Raw genomic sequence first — 16,982 nt, 5'->3', positions numbered from 1 at the left:
ACCGCTAGCGCGGCGTAAGTTCCATATAGTGCATCCCGCCCCGGAATTCACCCGGAAGCCGCCTTCCGGCGACCGTGACACACCCATTCAACGGCCCTTGGGCCAATTCTGCCGCCTTCTTGCCGGCGCCTGACTTTTCCGAAAAGCGTCGACCGCTTTTCGGGATCATGCACTAGGCGGCTCGTGTCGCCCCGCCACGGCGCGCCAGCAGCTTGGCCAGCGCATCCGCAAACAGGGCGATATCCTCTTCGGTCGTCTGCCGCCCGATCGAGACGCGCAGTGCGCCCAGATTGTCGGCATACCCCATGGCCTTCAGCACATGGCTGGGACCGACCTTGCCCGACGAACAGGCGGAGCCTGCCGAGAGCGCGACGCCCGCGAGATCGAAGGCGATCTGCGCCGTCTCGGCCTTGACGCCCGGAATAGCGAAGAATGTCGTATTGGCAAGCCGTTCGACGGAATTTCCGTAGATTTCAGCATCGGGAGCAAAGCGCATGACGGTCTGTTCGATGCCGTCGCGCAAGCTGCGCACCCGCTCCATATCGGCGAAACCAGCCAGCGCGTCACGTGCCGCAGCACCAAATCCTGCAATGGCCTGAAGATTCTCTGTGCCGCCGCGGTGACCCTTCTCCTGGCCGCCGCCGGCAACCAAGGGCGCAGGCATCATCAGGTCGGCGGTGGCGACGATCGCGCCGGCGCCCTTGGGGCCGCCGATCTTGTGCGAGGAGAGAATCAGGTAGTCGGCGTAACCCTCTGACATGTCGAGAGGAATGCGGCCTGCAGCCTGGACCGCGTCGAGCACCAGAACACCGCCTGCAGCCTTCACCAGCTCCGAGATGGCGCGAACGGGCTGGATGACGCCGGTCTCGTTGTTTGCGGCATGGATCGCCACCAGCGGCAGGCCGTCCGACTTGTCGTGGGCAGCGAGTGCAGCTTCGAGTGCCGCGAGATCGACGATGCCGTTGCCGTCTACGCCGATCCGCGTCACGCGGTCGGCCGGGAAGCGGCCGCCATTGAGCACGCAAGGATGGTCGGCCTCGGAGACGAAGAGCCGGGACATGCGCACGACCCCACGGCCCATGCGCCAGTCGGGTGATAACAGTGTGGTGGCGGCCTCGGTCGCGCCCGAGGTGAAGACGACATGTTCCGGCTTGGCGCCGACGAGTTCGGCAACGGCGCGCCTGGCGTCCTCGATCAGCTTGCGCGCGGCACGGCCCTCGCCATGCACCGACGACGGATTGGCAGCAATGTCGAGCGCCGCAACCACGGCCTCACGCGCTGCGGGCAGCAGCGGCGCACTGGCATTGTGGTCGAGATAGGCGCGTCTTCCGGCCATTTTCCTGGTTTTTGCCCTGTCAAATCACGTTCGGGTGCAGCAACGCGCAATTTCCTTGAAATTCCAAGGCCAGCCGTCCTATCTACCCGCTTTGCCAACCGAGCGGTTACGCAGCCCAGTTTTGAACAGTTCTAAACTAGCTTCTATGTAGACGTGTTCCCCGCGTCAAGGCTGGGCTCAGGATTGTCTCGTCCGCGCCTGCATCAAGTGGAGTATAACATGCCAGAGGTCATTTTCGCCGGTCCGGCGGGTCGCCTGGAAGGTCGATATCAGCCGTCCAGCGAAAAGAACGCCCCCATCGCCATCGTGCTGCACCCGCACCCGCAGTTCGGCGGCACGATGAACAACAAGATCGTGTACGACCTCTTCTACATGTTCCAGAAGCGCAATTTCACCACGCTGCGCTTCAATTTCCGCGGCATCGGCCGCAGCCAGGGCGAATTCGACCACGGCACGGGCGAATTGTCCGACGCGGCGGCGGCACTCGATTGGGTGCAGTCGTTGCACCCAGACTCGAAAAGCTGCTGGGTCGCAGGCTATTCCTTCGGCGCGTGGATCGGCATGCAGCTTCTGATGCGGCGCCCGGAGATCGAAGGTTTCATCTCGGTCGCACCGCAGCCCAACACCTACGACTTCTCGTTCCTGGCACCTTGCCCCTCGTCGGGCCTGATCATCCATGGCGATGCAGACAAGGTGGCACCGCCGAAGGACGTGCAGGGCCTGGTCGACAAGCTGCACACGCAGAAGGGCATCACGATTACGCAGAAGACGCTGACAGGCGCCAACCACTTCTTCGGCAACGCGCCCGACCTGCTTATCGACGAATGCGCCGAATATCTCGACCGCCGCCTGGCCGGCGAGCTTTCCGACGCCCGGCCGAAGCGCCTGAAGTAAGCAAGGAGCAAGCAGCCATGTATCAGCCGCCCCATTTCAAGGAGACACGGCTGGACGTGCTGCATGCACTGATCAAGGCCCATCCGCTGGGCCTTCTGATCTGCAGCGGCACCGATGGCCCCGTGGCCAATCCGGTGCCGTTTCTGCTTGATGCAGAGCCTGCGCCCAACGGCCGGCTGCGCGCCCATCTCTCCCGCGCCAACCCGCAGTGGAAGCTGTTTGCCGACAACCCCGATGCGCTTGTCGTGTTCCAGGGGCTCGACAGCTATGTCACGCCGTCCTGGTACGAGACCAAGCGCGAGACTGGCAAGGTGGTGCCTACCTGGAATTATGCCATCGTGCAGGTGCGCGGTAAGGTCCGCGTGATGGACGATCAGCACTGGCTGACCGGCCAGATCGCCGAATTGACCGCCACCCATGAAGGCGGCCGCGCCGAGCCCTGGCAGGTGACTGACGCGCCCGATGCCTACATCGCCGCCCAGATGAAGGGCATCGTCGGCCTCGAAATCGACATCGCTGCAATCGAAGGCAAGTGGAAGGTCAGCCAGAACCGACCGGTCGCCGACAGGGTCGGCGTGGCAGAAGGGCTGGAGGCGGACAAGCCGACGCCCGACGCCGCCGAAATGGCCAAGCTGGTGCGCACATATGGCGGGATCGACGGCGAATAGCCTCGGTGCCCACGCCTGTAACGGTCGACTTTCCGATTCCTACGTTGTCTCAGCTAGTTGAGACCATACCTTGAGAAAATGAATCCGGGCCGCTCGCGCAGCCCGGACGACGCTTCATGGTGAGAGCCGGCCTTACTTGGCCTTCAGCAGGTCGCTCACCTCGAGCAGCACGAACTCGTTGTCGTCGGCCTTGTCGATGGCGCGGCCGGCCGAGAACGGCAGGTTGTTGTCGTTGCCGACGATGATGTGGCTGTCGTCGACCAGATCGACATTCTCGATGGTGACGAAAGGCATGTCGTAGAAGCCCTCGCCGCCGCCCTGGCGCTTCTTGTTGTCGGGGTCGGCGATCTTCATCAGATCGATGTAGCCGACCTTGCGCACGGCCTTGCCGACGTTCTCATCCGTCATCTCGATCTTGTAGATGCGCTTCAGCTTGGCCGGACGGGCAAAGCAGTCCGGCTTCGGCGCATTGGCGTCAGCGCAGGCCTTGTCGGCAGTGCCGGCACCATTATCGCGCTCGATGACAAGCGCTTCGGTGGCGCTGATCATATTGAAGTCACCGATGGCCTCGCCGCCGTCGGCCAGCGGGTAGAGCCAACTGCGGCCGGTCCATTCCTTCTTGGCCGCGTCGAATTCGGCGATGCGCAGCGCTGTCTTGCCGTCGACCTTCTCGACTTCGCCATTGGCCATGTAGCGCGGGCCTTCGAGCAGGCCGTAGAGCTTCGCGCCGTCCTTGGACATGGCGAGGCCTTCATAGCCGCCCGAGCGCTTCAGATTGAAGACCGGATTCTTAGCGGCCGGGTTGCCCGGCAGGGTCAGCGTCGGATGGTCTGGCGAACGAACCGGCTCGCCTTCGATCACGGTGTCGAAGACGTCGGTCAGTCGTCCCTCGGCATCGAACTTCAGCAGATAGGGACCGAACTCCTCTCCGACCCAGAAGCCGTCAGCGACCGGCTGGATCGATTCGACGTCGAAGTCGGCGCCGGTGAGGAAGCGGTTATCAGAGCCTTCAAGGACGATCGGGAATGGTGCCTTGCGGTCGGGGTCGGTCAGGAACACGGTCTTCTTGCGCTCGACGGTGCCCTTGTCCCAGTCGAAAGCGATGTGATGCAGCATGAGAGCGGCGTCCGACGAGTTCAGCTTCGAACCGAAGCCGTTGTCGGACAGCGACCAGAAGGTGCCGTCGCCCATCGACTTGATACCGGAGAAACCCTGAACGGGCTGGCCGTCGAAAGGCAGCGACAGCCCGGTCGGACGGACGCCATCCTTGCCCGGAACGGTGCCGAGACCCTCGGCGCGCTTGCGGTCGGCCGTGGTGAACTTGCCCGAGCTGCGCAGATGTTCCGGCGCGTTTTCGGGAGCCGGGATGATGGTGTTGGCCGGCAGGATCGCGTGGGCGGCAAGCTTTGCCGGAAACTCCTGGTCGTCGGCAAAGGCGGAAGCGGTGGAAAGCGCTAGGACGGCCGCAGCCAGATAGAGAGAGCGTCGCATGGTGGACCCCGGTTGGTTGAACTGACGCGCCTCTGCTAGGGGCGCGGCATGTCGACCGGGTGACGCGGTGATGAAACTTTGATGAAGTCTCCCAAGACGTTAGGGCTCAGCGCGCAAGCCGCCGCTGACCGGCTCGCTGGAGCTTGTGGTGGTCGGGAAAGTCAGCGGCAGGCCAAGGGCCGAGCGCGCGGCGAGATAAGCCCAGGCTTCGGCCTCGGTGGCCTCGCCGTTGAGGCCGGCATCTTCGGCAACGATGACCTTTGGGATTCTTGCGGCCGCCACCGCAGGCATCGGTCTGCCATCCTTGTGATTCCTGCGCTTCAGATGCTAAAGCGCTGGCGTCGCCGATCCAACGCCGGATCGATCGTACCCATCGTCCGCCGAGAGAAAGAGCCATGTCTGCCTTCAAGTCCGATTTCCTGCGCACCCTTTCCGAGCGCGGCTTCATCCACCAGACCTCGGATGACGCCGGCCTCGACGACCTGTTCCGCAAGGAGATCGTATCGGCCTATATCGGCTTCGATCCGACGGCGCCGAGCCTGCATGCCGGCGGCCTGATCCAGATCATGATGCTGTACTGGATGCAGAAGACCGGCCATCGCCCAGTCGCCCTGATGGGCGGCGGCACCGGCATGGTCGGCGACCCGTCCTTCAAGGACGAGGCGCGCAAGCTGATGACGCCGGAGACGATCCAGTCGAACATCGACAGCATCAAGCAGGTGTTTTCCAACTACCTGACCTTCGGCGACGGGCCGCGCGATGCGCTAATGCCGAACAACGCCGAGTGGCTGATGCCGCTCAACTATCTCGAATTCCTACGCGACGTCGGCCAGCATTTCTCCGTCAACCGCATGCTGAGCTTCGATTCCGTCAAGCAGCGCCTCGATCGCGAGCAGTCGCTGTCGTTCCTGGAATTCAACTACATGATCCTCCAGGCCTACGATTTCGTTGAACTGAACAAGCGCCACGGCCTGCGCCTGCAGATGGGCGGCTCGGACCAGTGGGGCAACATCGTCAACGGCATCGATCTCGGCCATCGCCTCGGCACGCCGCAGCTCTATGCGCTGACCTCGCCGCTTTTGACGACGTCGTCGGGCGCCAAGATGGGCAAGTCGATGAACGGCGCTGTGTGGCTGAACGCCGACATGCTCAGCGCCTACGACTTCTGGCAATACTGGCGCAACACCGAGGATGCCGACGTCGAGCGCTTCCTCAAGCTCTACACGGTGCTGCCGCTGGATGAGATTGCACGGCTCGCGGCCCTCGGCGGCTCCGAGATCAACGACGCCAAGAAGGTTCTGGCAACGGAAGTGACGGCGATGCTGCACGGCCGCGACAACGCCGAACAGGCTGCCGAAACGGCGCGCAAGACCTTCGAGGAAGGGGCGCTGGCCGACACGCTGCCGACCGTCGAGGTAGCGGGCGACGAGCTCAAGGCCGGCATTGGCCTGTTGGCGCTTGTCGTACGGGCCGGGCTTGCCACTTCCAACGGCGAAGCCCGCCGACACGTCCAGGGCGGCGCAGTCAGGCTCAACGACCAGCCGGTCAGCGACGAGCGCCGCGCAGTGACGTCAGCCGACCTCACGCCCGAGGGCGTCGTCAAGCTGTCGCTCGGCAAGAAGAAACACATTCTGGTGCGCCCGGCCTAAGGGACAGCAATCTCGCAGATACAGAAATGGCCGGCAGCGCCGGCCATTTTCGTATCTGGAGGTGAGTGGCGATCCTGCAGCTCTCAATACTCGAAGATGGTCCGGAAGATGCCGGGAGCGATCACCGACAATGGATTGATGTGCAGCTTGGGCGCGTTGGCGTCGCCGGAGAGCTTGTAGGTCACCCCGATCAGGCCGCGATCGCGGCCGTTGCCCAGGATCACGCCGACCAGCGGCAATTCGCCGAAGATGCGGTTGAGGCCGTAGGCCGGCATGAAGGTGCCGGTCATGTTCATCTGGCCTTGCGGATCGTAGAGCGTGCCCTGAAAAGTCGTGCCGATCAGCGGGCCACGCAGCACGCCGTTTTCCAGCGCCAGATATTTCTTCCGCTTGTCGATCTGGGCAAAGCCGCGCTCGAACTTGACGCGCGAGACGTCGATGTCCTTGCGCACCGCCTGGTTGAGGCTGCGATCGTCGCCTGAGGGCTTGCTGGAAACGATGGAAGCCAGCCGGGGCTCGTCGACCACCCAGAAGTCGCGGACGTCAACCTGACCCTTGAGCGGCCCGCCGCCGGCCGATTCCAGCGCCAGCGCCAGGCTGCCGCCCTGCATGCGCGCGTAGACGTCGAGGAAGCGCAGGATGGCACCGGCGTCCGCCGAACGCACGTCGAGCCGGCGGCCGTCGCCCTTGGCGACATTGCCAACGGATATCTGGCCGCCGGAGCTTGCGGTCGCATTGACCTGGAGGCCGTCGACCTTCGAGCCCGAGCCCGAATAATCGAGCGAAACGTTGGTCAGTTTCTCGTTGTTGAAGCCGATCAAGGTTCCCACGGAGGCGGTCACGGAGACGGAATTGGAGCCGGCCGACTTAGTGGCGCTGTCGGTATCGGCCATGAACTGCTTGATGAGCGCACGGGCATCGAGCGTGTTGCCCTTGACCTGCACCGCATAACCCTTGCCGGCTCGCTTGACGTTGACCGCGACATCATCGTCGCGGTTGAGCTGCACCTGATCGAACCGGGCCGACGACAGGGCGCCGTTGGTAAGCGTCACGTCGCCCCTGAGGCCGAAGGATTTGCCCTCGAGCCGGAAGTCGGTCAGCGTCGAGCGCTCGCCGTCGGTGTTCATCCTGAAGGACACCTTGGCGGGAATGCCGGGGCCCTTGCTCCAGCCGACCCAGGGAAAGTCGAGCCGGGCGGCCGTGAGATCGGCGACGATGTCGCGCTTGCCCTCTTCCAACTGGTCGACATCGACCTTGATGGTGCCGGACAGCAAGTCGGACAGGCCCGGAATGAGCGTGTTGCGCGCCTTGTCGTCGAGCACGAACTGGACGTTGCGCTCCTTGGCTACGGTGTCGTCGCGCAGCGGCTCGACAAGGTCGAGCTCGGCGGGCACGCCGTTGAGCTTGCCGTTGGCGGAAATGACCGCCTTTTCGGGCGTAACCGTGATCGTGCCCTTGGCGTCCGACAGCTTCTGGCCGTCGAAGGGCTTTGCGACCGCCAGGCCCTCATAGTTCAGCGCTACGGTCCAGCCGAGCTTGTCGCTGTCGATGCCCTTGGTCAGCGGAATGTCAGCCTTGACGTTGCCGGTGACGTCGCCCGCCAGTTCCTCCGGCAGGATGCCGACATGGCGCATGGCGTTGATCGGCTCGTAGGAGGCGAGCTCGGCAATGGCGTCGGCGCTGCCGGCGACATCGATGTCGAGCGCGCCGATGACCGGCATGATATTGGCCTTGGTAACCTTGAGCTTGCCATTGCTGGCGGCAACCGTGCGGCCGCTGGGCATGAAGACCGTGCCCGCCGACAGCGATACGTCGACGTCGTTGGCGTGGAACTCGACAATGCCCTTCGCATCGCGGATGGGCGGAATGCGACCGGCAACGTCGAAGCGCGAACCGTCGATCTCGAAGCGGCCGAAGATTTCCTGCGAGTTGAGCGGCACACCATTGCCCAGCCGATCCGGCGGAACGTTGAACTGGATGTTGCCGTCGACCACTCGGCCGCCGAACAGGTTCTGCAGAACCCAGATGCGCGCATTGTAGGCCGAAAACCAGGGCCAGAGCTGCTTGACGTGCGCGACCTCCATGTCGTGGACGTTGAAGGCGACGAAGATGCCAGGCGCCTTGTCCTGGACAAACTGGACCGAAGCCTTGCCCAGTGCCTCGCCGCCTGGGCCTGACTTGATGCCTATCTGTTCGGCGGTCAGCGTATTGGTGACGATATCATAGCTACCGGCGACGCGGGCGATGAAGCTCAGCACCGGCTCGGGCGACTCGGTCGGCCCCAGACGCGACTCCCGGCTCATCAGCTCGAAGCGATAGGCCGGATTGTCTCCGGCAACGCCAGTCGGCGGGCGTGGCCCGACAGCACCGCTGAAATCGAAGCTCGAGCGGCCTGTGGTCACCTGCAGTTGGCGGATGTCGAGCTTGTCCTGGCCGTCGGCCAACCTGACGTCGAGAGACACGTCGCCGACCAGTTGTCCCCGCGGCCCGAGGTCGAGAGTCGACTTGCTGATGGCACCCTGTGCGATCAGCTCGGAACCGTCGCCGCCGGGGCCTTCGTGTCCGGTGATGATGAGGTCGGCCGAACCGATGCGGCTCGCCTTGCTGGGCGGCAGGTCGGACTGGCCCGCATGCGGGTCGTCCATGGAAACCGTCGCATCGAGCGTGGCGATGCGGCTTGCTGTTTCGTCGCGCGTCGCCGAAGCCGCCAGCTCCACTTCACGTCCGTCGACATCGAAACTGGCGTCGATGAGCAACTCGCCAGCGAGCGTCTTCGAGACAGCCGCGTGCACCACCCTGACGACCTTGACCTCGCCGCCCGCCGGCAACACAAAATCGACATTGCTCCAGGCGATCTGCCGCATGCCGTCGAAGCGGAGTGCATCGAACCCGCGATGCACGCCGCGGAATGTCTCGCGCAGCAGCTTCTGCGGGTCGAACAGGCCGTTCTGGTTGCGCAGGACCTCGCTCCAGTCGCCGCCACCGGTCTCGGGCATGGCGTCGACGACAAAGCGGGCGTCGGAGATCTTGGCATCGCCAAGCGTGACATCGCCCGACAGCAGCGGCAGGAGCCTGATACCGAAACGCATGAGCCCGGCTTCGACCATGGGAGTGCCGTCGCTGCGCGTCAGCTTGACGTCGGGCACCTCGACGGCGACCAGGCGGAGACCATCGAGCGCAAGCCGTGCCTGCCCCATGGAGACCACCACGTCGACGCCGGCCATCTGTTCGATGGCGCGCTCCGCCTCGCGGCGCAGCCGGTCCTGGCCGATGCCGGAATAGCTCACGGCCTCGATGGCGATGATCGCGAGCAAAACCAGCGAGCCCAGCACGGCAACGGCCGCCAGCAGGCAATGGCCGGCGCGACGCCAGCCCGAGTTGCGCGGATGCTGCAACTCCTGGCCGGCAGCCGAAGGCAACGCGCCGAGATCGGTGATCTCGTCGCGCCTGAACCGGATTTTCTCGTGCCGAGGCACTTCCTGAGCCACGCTTTGTCCCGTACTCGTTGTGGTCGTGGACGAATCCAAGTCCGGCATTAATAACCTGACATCGTTGCGCGCTCACGCGTAACTTCAAACAAGGGGTTCGATGTGTCTGAACTCGTCATTGGCCAGGCCGCACCGCAATTCGAACTGCCGCGCGACGGCGGCGGCATCCTGACCCTTTCCGACTTCGCCGGCAAACCTGTGGTCCTCTATTTCTATCCGAAGGACGATACGCCCGCCTGCACGCAGGAAGCGATCGACTTCAGCCGCCTCAAGCCCGAATTCGAGAAGGCAGGGGCGATCGTGGTCGGCATGTCGCCCGACAGCACCAAGAAACACGACAAATTCAAGGCCAAACACCAAATCGGCATCGATCTCGTAGCCGACGAACAGCTAAATACGCTCTCGGCCTATGGCGTGTGGACCGAAAAGAGCATGTACGGCCGCAAATATATGGGCGTCGAACGCACCACCTTCCTGATCGGTAAGGACGGCAAGATAGCCAGAATCTGGAATAAGGTGAAAGTGGCGGGGCACGCCGAAGAGGTGCTGGCGGCGGTGCGCGCGCTCTAGGCCGGGTAGCCCCCTTCCGCGCGGGGTGCTAGGCCGACCAAGCCCGGGCGGCAAAGCTTTGTTAACCCTAATAATGTGTAATCGGACTGTCGGTATCTCCGGGTGAGAGTTCGGTCCGTTGAAAACAAAAGCTGAGACCGCCGTCTTCGGCAGGCGCAAGGAACCCCATACGGTCATCATCGCGCGCGGCAACGAGATCCGTCACTTCACGGTGCGTCCGTGGGCTGCTGCCCTTGCCGGGTCAGCCTTTGCCACGATCGCCATCGGCTATCTGCTGGCAACCTCCTATCTCGTCTTTCGCGACGATCTGATCGGCGCGACCACGGCGCGCCAGGCGCGCATGCAGCACGCGTATGAGGACCGCATATCGGCGCTCAGGGCCCAGGTCGACCGCATCACCAGCCGACAGTTGCTCGACCAGCAACTTATGGAAACCAAGGTCACCGAACTTCTGGCGCGGCAGTCCAAGCTCAGTGAGCGCAACGGCCGGCTGGAGCCGCTGCTCGACAAGGCACCGACCGAGGCTCCAGCAACAGCCCCCGCCCCTGCAAAGATCATCGACGAGCGAGCAGCACTCGACAGCAAGACCATTGGCGGCACGGCAGCACTCGCCTATGCCGACGCCAGCAGTGCTGCCGCACGCCCCTTCTCGTTCTGGTCGACACGGTCGAGCGACGCCGACAGCGAGAGCCCGGCCGACCGCGCCGACAAGCTGTTCGTCGCCATCAACAAGTCGCTGCGCAGCATCGAGGACGACCAGGTTCAGCGCATAGACACGCTCACCGATGGCGCCTACCAGGCAGCCGATGCCATCTCGGAGACCTTGCAGAGCGCCGGGCTGGCGGTAGCCGACGACTACGGCAAATCAGATGTCGGCGGCCCGCTGGTGGCCATCGACAAATCGACGATGTTCGACAGCAAGGTGAAAGAACTCGACGAAGCACTCGACGCGCTCGACCGGCTGAAAAAACAGGCGCGCAAGCTGCCACTCGCCAATCCGGCGGCGGGGCGCCCGATCTCCAGCAGCTTCGGCGTGCGCAAGGACCCCCTCATCGGCACGCTGGCGCTTCATTCGGGCATGGATTTCCGCGCCCCCTTCGGCTCGCCGGCCCGCGCCACGGCCGCCGGCACCGTCACCAAGGCCGGCTGGAACGGCGGTTATGGCCGGATGGTGGAAATCGACCATGGCGACGGCTTCGTCACCCGCTACGCGCATCTGAGCAAGATCCTGGTGGCACCCGATCAAAAGGTGTCGGCCGGCGACCAGGTCGGCGAAGTCGGCAGCAGCGGCCGCTCGACCGGCCCGCACCTGCACTATGAAGTGCGCGAAGACGGCAATGCCATAGACCCCCTGCGCTTCATCAAGGCCGGCAAGAAACTCGGCCCGTATCTCTAGGTGCGAATCCGGAACACCAAGGCGGTTTCCGGACGGTTTCGTCCACGGGTTCAATGATCTGCGGCGCCCTTTAGACAGGGCGCAGTTGCGAATCCACCTGATCAGCCAGAATCATGCTGCGAAAGCGCCAGGCCGACTGAGTGAGCAAACGCAGCCAGCCGAAGGCGCTTTGCACCAAACGCGATTCGCCATTAGCGATCTTTACCCGCCTCGCGGGCGTTGCCAATGGCGACGGCTCAAATCTGTTTCGCACGACAGAAATACAAACCGAACGGCGCCATCGGCGCTTTCAACCGGCTTAATCTGGAGGATCAGCAAACGGGCCGAAACCCTTGAGAAACTGGCGCGAGTGACGGGGCTCGAACCCGCGACCTCCGGCGTGACAGGCCGGCACTCTAACCGACTGAGCTACACCCGCGCTCTGGACGTTGGCGCTGGGCACCGCGTCGTTGGCGCTGCATTACGGGGTTCTGTCGCACCTGTCAAATGGCGATCTTAGCTGCCCACGACCTTTGTGCAGAACGAAGGAAACCCAGGCCTTCGAACGGCCGTATCCCCGGTTGTTCCGGGACATGAATCGGCCACCGGCCACATCGCACAGCCGATCATTTCAATTCGCAGATCTCACCGGCCCGCCGACGAGTCGCGATACGAGCACTGCGCAAGCAAGACGCCGCACGGAACATGCAGGCAGCAACCACACCAGCTTTGCATCAGTCGATGGTTTTTGGAGTTAGAAAAGGCAATAGCCTTTGGAAAATATGGCGCGAGTGACGGGGCTCGAACCCGCGACCTCCGGCGTGACAGGCCGGCACTCTAACCGACTGAGCTACACCCGCGCTCCAGACGTTGGCGCAAGGCGCCGCGTCGTTGGGCGGTGAATTACGGGGTTCGATGGAGAGTGTCAAGCGACATCGAAGAGATATTCGACATTCTTTGTCGTCTCATTTTCCACAGACTGGAAACGCTACGTCAACTTGCCCTGCCCTTCGACGACCATCAGTATTTGACCTTGCAGATCAGCGGCGAACCGCTTAAACGTCCGCCGGTTGGGGCGATTAGCTCAGTTGGTAGAGCGCTTCGTTTACACCGAAGATGTCGGCGGTTCGAGCCCGTCATCGCCCACCATTTTCTCTCTGAAATTGTTATGTTTTCTGGCTTCGCGGTCAGATTTACGAAGTGCTCAACAGGTTCGCCGAACCTGCATGGGCATGAATCGGCGGCAATTCCCTACCCGCTGATAGGGTCAAGGAGATGGTGGCAGCGGGCTGCTGGAATTTGCGGTTTGGGTTGCCGCAAGCTCTATTGCTCGCGGCTGCATTACTACAACACTGGTGTCTGGGAAGAATGGGCAGCGCTTCGGCATACACGCACAGCGGCCTATCGAGCAGCCACACCGCAAGGAAAGCGCCGATGAGCGATTTGACAAAAGCCATCCAACTGGCCGCTGCGGCTCACCAAGGGCAGATCGACAAGGCCGGGCAGCCGTATGTCCTCCACCCGCTCCGCGTAATGCTCGCCCTTGAACGAGAGGATGATCGCATAGTGGCGGTGCTTCACGATGTTGTCGAAGACACTGAGATCAGCGCCGGCGATCTGCGTTGTAAAGGCTTCTCGGAATCCGTCATCGAGGCCGTGTTAGCCCTGACGCGCGGGCATGGAGAGACATACGACAGTTTCATCGCGCGTTGCGCCACCAATGACATCGCAAGACGGGTTAAGCTGGCCGACATCGATGACAATATGAGGCCAGATCGCGTCGAGGCCGCCAAGCTCGATTCGAGCCTGCTTGAGCGGTATCGGAAAGCGCGGTCGATCCTCGAAGCGGCGGCGGCCCTGTGATCCCCCTCGCCCAGTCCGAAGGGCCCAAATGTCCCGTTCTCCGTGCGACCTTGGTCACTTTCCCGGATTGCACAAGCCGCTAACCTAGCCCCATTCTGCTGCACGGCAGCGCGTGTGCAAAGGCCAACTACAAGAAGCTCGAAAGAGCTGAAGGTGCCGGCATGATCCGTCTGGCGGTAGTCGACGACCACCCCCTTCTGCGCGAAGGCGTGGTGCGCAGCTTGTCTGAGATCGGCGGGTTCGAGATCGTCGGCCAGGGTGCTTCGTCGGAAGATGCCGTCCGGCTGATGCAAGAGGATCCCGAGATCATGCTGATGGACATCAGCATGCCGGGTGGTGGGCTCAACGCGGCCCGGACCATCCTGGCCGACCGGCCCGGCCTCAGGATCGCGCTGCTGACCGTATCAGAGGCGATGAGCGACCTGATCGAGGCACTGCAGCTCGGCATTCGCGGCTACATCCTCAAAGGCGTCGGGGCGCGCTCGCTGGCCGAGATTCTGCACCGCGTCGCAGGCGGCGAGACCTATGTCGCGCCGCAATTGTCCGCCCGTCTTGTCGAAGATCTCGAAGCGCGAATCTCCAGGGACGGCAGCGGCGATCCACTGCAACAGCTGACCAAGCGCGAGGACCAGATTCTGCGGCTGGTCGGCGGCGGGCTCAGCAACAAGGAAGTGGCGCTGCGCCTGAACCTGCAGGAAAAGACCATCAAGCACCACATGACCAAGGTCTTTGCCAAACTCGGCGTACGCAACCGCACCGAAGCCGCAATGCTGATTCACGAGGTCAGGGCCGGCGCGCGCTGATCGCTGCAGGCACGGCGTTGTCTTGATGCGGCTCTCGGAACATCCGGTGCGACAGCGGCATCATCTGACAGTCCGCAGGTCGCGAAGCAGGGCCCAGATCAACGTGCCTGTAGAACCTCGCCCCGGCATTTCCATTTCGTCCGCTGTTGCCGTGACATCGGCAACTTAGCCACAATACCACTGATCGTTTCGGGTATGCCCTGCCCGCGACTACTGCTCGCGGAACGCCCGGTTGAACTGGTCGGAAAGCGGCTTTACCAGATAGGACATGGCCGTGCGCTCGTCAGTCGAGATGTAGATTTCCACGGGCATGCCCGGCAGAAGCTTGTTGTTTTCGAGCTTTGCCAATTCGTCTGATGTCACCGTGACATTGGCGACATAATAGACCTGACCGCTGGCGGGATCGCTGCTCGTTGCCGGCGAGACATAGGCGATGGCCCCTTGCAGCTCCGGCGTCGTGCGTTGGTTGAACGCCGAGAACCTGAGCTTGGCCGGGCGGCCTATGGAGATCTGGTCGATGTCGGTGGGCGAAAGCCGGGCCTCGATCTTGAGCTTGGCTTCGGCGGGAACCAACGTGACCAGTTTTTCGGCCGGCGTGATGACGCCGCCGATGGTGTGCACGGAAAGCTCGTTGACGGTGCCGGCGATCGGCGCCCTGATGTCGGTGCGTGACAGCACGTCCTCGATCGCCGCACGTCTTTCGTGGAGCTCGGATATCTTGGGCTCGACGATGCTCAGTTCACGCTGGGCCTCGGTGCGCGCGGTCTCGTCGACGGCGATGATCTGGAGCCTGATCTCGCTCATCCTCGCCCTGGCGCGCGCGATCCCCGCTTCGATCTCGGCACGTTCACCGCCAAGGCGGGCGGTGTCCCGCTCGCTGTTGTAAACACGAGCGCCCTCGATCAGGCGGCGGTCGGCCAGCCCCTTGATCTTCGAGGCTTCCTTGGCGACGAGCGCAATCTCATCGGACTTGGATTTCAGCTGGGCCTCCAGCCCCTTTACCTCCTCGCCAAGCTGCCGGACGCCGAGTTCAAGCTGGTCCTTCTGGCTGCGCCGGTTCAGCTGGTTGCCGCGAAACAGGCGCATTTCACCTGCCGAAACCACATCGAACCCATGCTGGTTCTGGACCAGTTCGGTTGGGAACGCGACCCAATCGAGATTGTCGCGCTCAGCGACGAGCCGCGCCTGGCGCGCCTTGAGTTCGGCGAGTTGGGTGCGAACGATGGTCAGTTACAAGACGGCCTAGCCGCGGATAGCGGGTTGAAACCGGGCAAAGGAAAGGCCGGAAAGGTCTTGAACCTTTCCAGCCTGTCGCCTGAGTTGGCCGGGGCATGATCGGGAACCGGGCGGGTAAACCTGGTCGGGGTTGTTCATGAACCGGCAGCGTTGGGGTCTCATCCGGTTGCGGCGTGATGAGACTGGCCCTGGCTGGCGTCAGCTTGCCAAGGCCGCCAGCCGATCTATGTCGGCTTGTGTCGCGCGGCGCTCGATGATGGTCCGCCCTCGGGCGTCCTTCATTTCATATACGCCGCCGTCGATTTCCTCCTTCGTACCGTCGGGATGCAGAACCTGGATGTTGTCACCGTCGACTTCGACGCGATCGCCGGTGCTCGGATTGACGTGGTGGTCGCCACCCTTGTCATCGTCGTCATCATCGTCATCGTCGTTGCCATGGCCGCTTGAGCCGCCATGGTCGTCGTCATCATCGTCATCGTCATGGCCGCCGCCATGATCGTCGCCACCGTCGTTGTCATCGCTGTCATGGCCGCCCGAATCGCGATCACCGCCGCCGCCGGAATCGTCGCTGTCGGCCAATGCAGTTGCCGCCACAAGCTTCGGCATGGCGCCGTCGAAGGCGAGGTGCAGCGGCGCGGCAGTCAAGGCGAGTGCGGCGGAGGCACGAAGCATGAGCAAGGTGAGTTGCAGGGAGGATCTTGCACGCATCTTAGGGCTCCTTTCGTTCGCACGGCGCGATGCGCCATGGATCGTCTTGCAAGAACCACCCTGCCGCAGCCTCGCTCACATGTGCAGCGTCCTGCGACCGATACGCCCCCGAGCCGGACCAATGTGCCACCGGCGCCAGCCTTTGGTCCTATTCCGAGCTCAAGCCGCTCAGTTGATTGAGCGCTTCGCTTACACCGAAGATGCTGACTTGCGCGTTGGCGAGACGTCCGCTTGACGACGAACGGCGCGGCCGAGCCATCGAATGCGGACGGCAGAAAAAATCCGCCGGCACACGAGGCGCCGGCGGATGATCTTGAGGCGTTGCCGCCTGCGGTGCTGGAGCGCCTCAGCGGCGCTCGATGTGTTCCACGGCCAGGAAGGCAGCCTTGGCGGCCAGCGACAGGTGGTTGGCGGCTTCGACACGCTGGGGCGTGTAGTAGTGTTCCTCGTGCAGCATATTGACCGTGCCGAGCATGGTGTCGCCGACGAAGACGGGCCAATTGAGCACCGAACCGCAGCCAAGCGACCAGATCGTCTCGTGATCAGGGAAAACGTCGGCGATGTCCTTGATTGTGTTGGCAACGAAGGGCTTGCGCTGGACGTGGATCGTGTCGAACCAATGGGTGCGGTTGATCGGCTTGGTGCCGGAGACCGGATAGGCGTCCGGATGGCTGGTATAGGTGCGGCCCGAAAGGTCCTTGGCCCAATCGAGCTTCATGACGGTGAAGAGCTTGGCGCCGACCACAACGTCGGCCAGCGCCTCAAGAGCCTTCCACACGCCTTTGACTTCGGTCGTGGTCGCAATGGCGGCATCGAAGGCGGCCAGCGCCTCGGCGAATGCAGTGTCAGTCATGATTACCTCGATATTTCAGGTCTTGGGACTTCAGTTTGGGAGCGTCAA

The 16,982-nt window shown here is 63.1% G+C and carries 14 protein-coding genes, 3 tRNA genes and 1 pseudogene; 9 read left to right on the top strand and 9 right to left on the bottom strand.

The genetic code is table 11. The annotated features are described in order from the left end of the window. Positions 1-172: 172 nt before the first annotated feature. Complete coding sequence (locus NDO48_RS03125) at positions 173-1,336, bottom strand: cysteine desulfurase family protein (RefSeq protein ID WP_018427446.1); 1,164 nt, start codon at positions 1,334-1,336, stop codon at positions 173-175. Positions 1,337-1,534: 198 nt separating this feature from the next. Between NDO48_RS03125 and NDO48_RS03120 the strand changes: the two genes are divergently transcribed. Continuing rightward, the gene (locus NDO48_RS03120) at positions 1,535-2,230 is read left to right on the top strand and encodes an alpha/beta hydrolase (RefSeq protein ID WP_323848087.1); all 696 of its coding nucleotides are present in this window, start codon (positions 1,535-1,537) and stop codon (positions 2,228-2,230) included. Between the two features lie 17 nt (positions 2,231-2,247). After that, complete coding sequence (locus NDO48_RS03115) at positions 2,248-2,898, top strand: FMN-binding negative transcriptional regulator (RefSeq protein WP_267320839.1); 651 nt, start codon at positions 2,248-2,250, stop codon at positions 2,896-2,898. Positions 2,899-3,030: 132 nt separating this feature from the next. Here the strand turns inward: NDO48_RS03115 and NDO48_RS03110 are convergent, their stop codons facing one another. Then, a complete protein-coding gene (locus tag NDO48_RS03110; protein WP_267320838.1) occupies positions 3,031-4,389 on the bottom strand; it encodes an esterase-like activity of phytase family protein in 1,359 nt (452 codons plus the stop codon). Positions 4,390-4,488: 99 nt separating this feature from the next. After that, a pseudogene (locus NDO48_RS03105) lies at positions 4,489-4,647 on the bottom strand (anhydro-N-acetylmuramic acid kinase); the annotation flags it as partial. Positions 4,648-4,784: 137 nt separating this feature from the next. Between NDO48_RS03105 and tyrS the strand changes: the two are divergent. Next, positions 4,785-6,038 (top strand): tyrosine--tRNA ligase, encoded by a 1,254-nt coding sequence (gene tyrS, locus NDO48_RS03100; RefSeq protein WP_018427441.1) that lies wholly within the window; start codon positions 4,785-4,787, stop codon positions 6,036-6,038. An 83-nt stretch (positions 6,039-6,121) separates the two neighbouring features. Here tyrS and NDO48_RS03095 read toward each other — a convergent pair whose 3' ends face one another. Then, positions 6,122-9,526: a DUF3971 domain-containing protein gene (locus tag NDO48_RS03095; protein WP_267320837.1), complete on the bottom strand. Its 3,405-nt coding sequence runs from the start codon at positions 9,524-9,526 to the stop codon at positions 6,122-6,124. Between the two features lie 102 nt (positions 9,527-9,628). On the opposite strand from NDO48_RS03095, the gene NDO48_RS03090 reads away from it, so the two are divergent. Both NDO48_RS03090 and NDO48_RS30450 read left to right on the top strand, forming a co-directional pair. Next, positions 9,629-10,096, top strand: coding sequence for a peroxiredoxin (locus tag NDO48_RS03090; protein ID WP_018427439.1), 468 nt, complete (start codon positions 9,629-9,631; stop codon positions 10,094-10,096). 118 nt (positions 10,097-10,214) lie between these two features. Beyond that, entirely contained in the window at positions 10,215-11,492 is a 1,278-nt protein-coding gene (locus tag NDO48_RS30450; RefSeq protein ID WP_018427438.1) for a M23 family metallopeptidase, read from the top strand. A gap of 341 nt (positions 11,493-11,833) precedes the next feature. On the opposite strand, the gene NDO48_RS03080 is transcribed toward NDO48_RS30450, so the two are convergent. Both NDO48_RS03080 and NDO48_RS03075 read right to left on the bottom strand, forming a co-directional pair. Beyond that, positions 11,834-11,910: transfer RNA gene (locus NDO48_RS03080), tRNA-Asp, on the bottom strand. A 344-nt stretch (positions 11,911-12,254) separates the two neighbouring features. Next, positions 12,255-12,331: transfer RNA gene (locus NDO48_RS03075), tRNA-Asp, on the bottom strand. A gap of 213 nt (positions 12,332-12,544) precedes the next feature. Here NDO48_RS03075 and NDO48_RS03070 point away from each other — a divergent pair. The 3 genes from NDO48_RS03070 (at position 12,545) to NDO48_RS03060 (ending at position 14,137) form a co-directional block, all read left to right on the top strand. Beyond that, a tRNA-Val gene (locus NDO48_RS03070) sits at positions 12,545-12,620 on the top strand. Positions 12,621-12,905: 285 nt separating this feature from the next. After that, positions 12,906-13,334, top strand: coding sequence for an HD domain-containing protein (locus NDO48_RS03065; protein WP_018427436.1), 429 nt, complete (start codon positions 12,906-12,908; stop codon positions 13,332-13,334). A 161-nt stretch (positions 13,335-13,495) separates the two neighbouring features. Then, the gene (locus NDO48_RS03060; RefSeq protein WP_267320836.1) at positions 13,496-14,137 is read left to right on the top strand and encodes a LuxR C-terminal-related transcriptional regulator; all 642 of its coding nucleotides are present in this window, start codon (positions 13,496-13,498) and stop codon (positions 14,135-14,137) included. A gap of 210 nt (positions 14,138-14,347) precedes the next feature. Here the strand turns inward: NDO48_RS03060 and NDO48_RS03055 are convergent, their stop codons facing one another. Next, a complete protein-coding gene (locus NDO48_RS03055; RefSeq protein WP_245262309.1) occupies positions 14,348-15,361 on the bottom strand; it encodes an HlyD family type I secretion periplasmic adaptor subunit in 1,014 nt (337 codons plus the stop codon). Between NDO48_RS03055 and NDO48_RS03050 the strand changes: the two genes are divergently transcribed. Continuing rightward, positions 15,251-15,472: a hypothetical protein gene (locus tag NDO48_RS03050; RefSeq protein WP_018427434.1), complete on the top strand. Its 222-nt coding sequence runs from the start codon at positions 15,251-15,253 to the stop codon at positions 15,470-15,472. The genes NDO48_RS03055 and NDO48_RS03050 overlap by 111 nt on opposite strands. 99 nt (positions 15,473-15,571) lie before the next feature. Here the strand turns inward: NDO48_RS03050 and NDO48_RS03045 are convergent, their stop codons facing one another. Continuing rightward, positions 15,572-16,081, bottom strand: a complete 510-nt coding sequence (locus NDO48_RS03045) for a hypothetical protein (RefSeq protein WP_026227069.1) — start codon at positions 16,079-16,081, stop codon at positions 15,572-15,574. Positions 16,082-16,427: 346 nt separating this feature from the next. After that, complete coding sequence (locus tag NDO48_RS03040) at positions 16,428-16,934, bottom strand: GAF domain-containing protein (RefSeq protein WP_018427432.1); 507 nt, start codon at positions 16,932-16,934, stop codon at positions 16,428-16,430. Between the last annotated feature and the right edge of the window lie 48 nt (positions 16,935-16,982).

Origin of the sequence: Aminobacter sp. MET-1, from assembly GCF_026521175.1 — a bacterium.
Lineage (GTDB): Bacteria > Pseudomonadota > Alphaproteobacteria > Rhizobiales > Rhizobiaceae > Aminobacter.
Note: the sequence above shows the minus strand (reverse complement) of the source record. Positions and strands in the feature narration are given on the sequence as shown.

Bases quoted from the DNA above. Each gene is read 5' to 3' on its own strand.
- NDO48_RS03125 (WP_018427446.1), bottom strand. From the start codon at position 1,336: ATGGCCGGAAGACGCGCCTATCTCGACCACAATGCCAGTGCGCCGCTG.
- NDO48_RS03115 (WP_267320839.1), top strand. From the start codon at position 2,248: ATGTATCAGCCGCCCCATTTCAAGGAGACACGGCTGGACGTGCTGCAT.
- NDO48_RS03110 (WP_267320838.1), bottom strand. From the start codon at position 4,389: ATGCGACGCTCTCTCTATCTGGCTGCGGCCGTCCTAGCGCTTTCCACC.
- tyrS (WP_018427441.1), top strand. From the start codon at position 4,785: ATGTCTGCCTTCAAGTCCGATTTCCTGCGCACCCTTTCCGAGCGCGGC.
- NDO48_RS03065 (WP_018427436.1), top strand. From the start codon at position 12,906: ATGAGCGATTTGACAAAAGCCATCCAACTGGCCGCTGCGGCTCACCAA.
- NDO48_RS03060 (WP_267320836.1), top strand. From the start codon at position 13,496: ATGATCCGTCTGGCGGTAGTCGACGACCACCCCCTTCTGCGCGAAGGC.
- NDO48_RS03050 (WP_018427434.1), top strand. From the start codon at position 15,251: ATGCTGGTTCTGGACCAGTTCGGTTGGGAACGCGACCCAATCGAGATT.
- NDO48_RS03045 (WP_026227069.1), bottom strand. From the start codon at position 16,081: ATGCGTGCAAGATCCTCCCTGCAACTCACCTTGCTCATGCTTCGTGCC.
- NDO48_RS03040 (WP_018427432.1), bottom strand. From the start codon at position 16,934: ATGACTGACACTGCATTCGCCGAGGCGCTGGCCGCCTTCGATGCCGCC.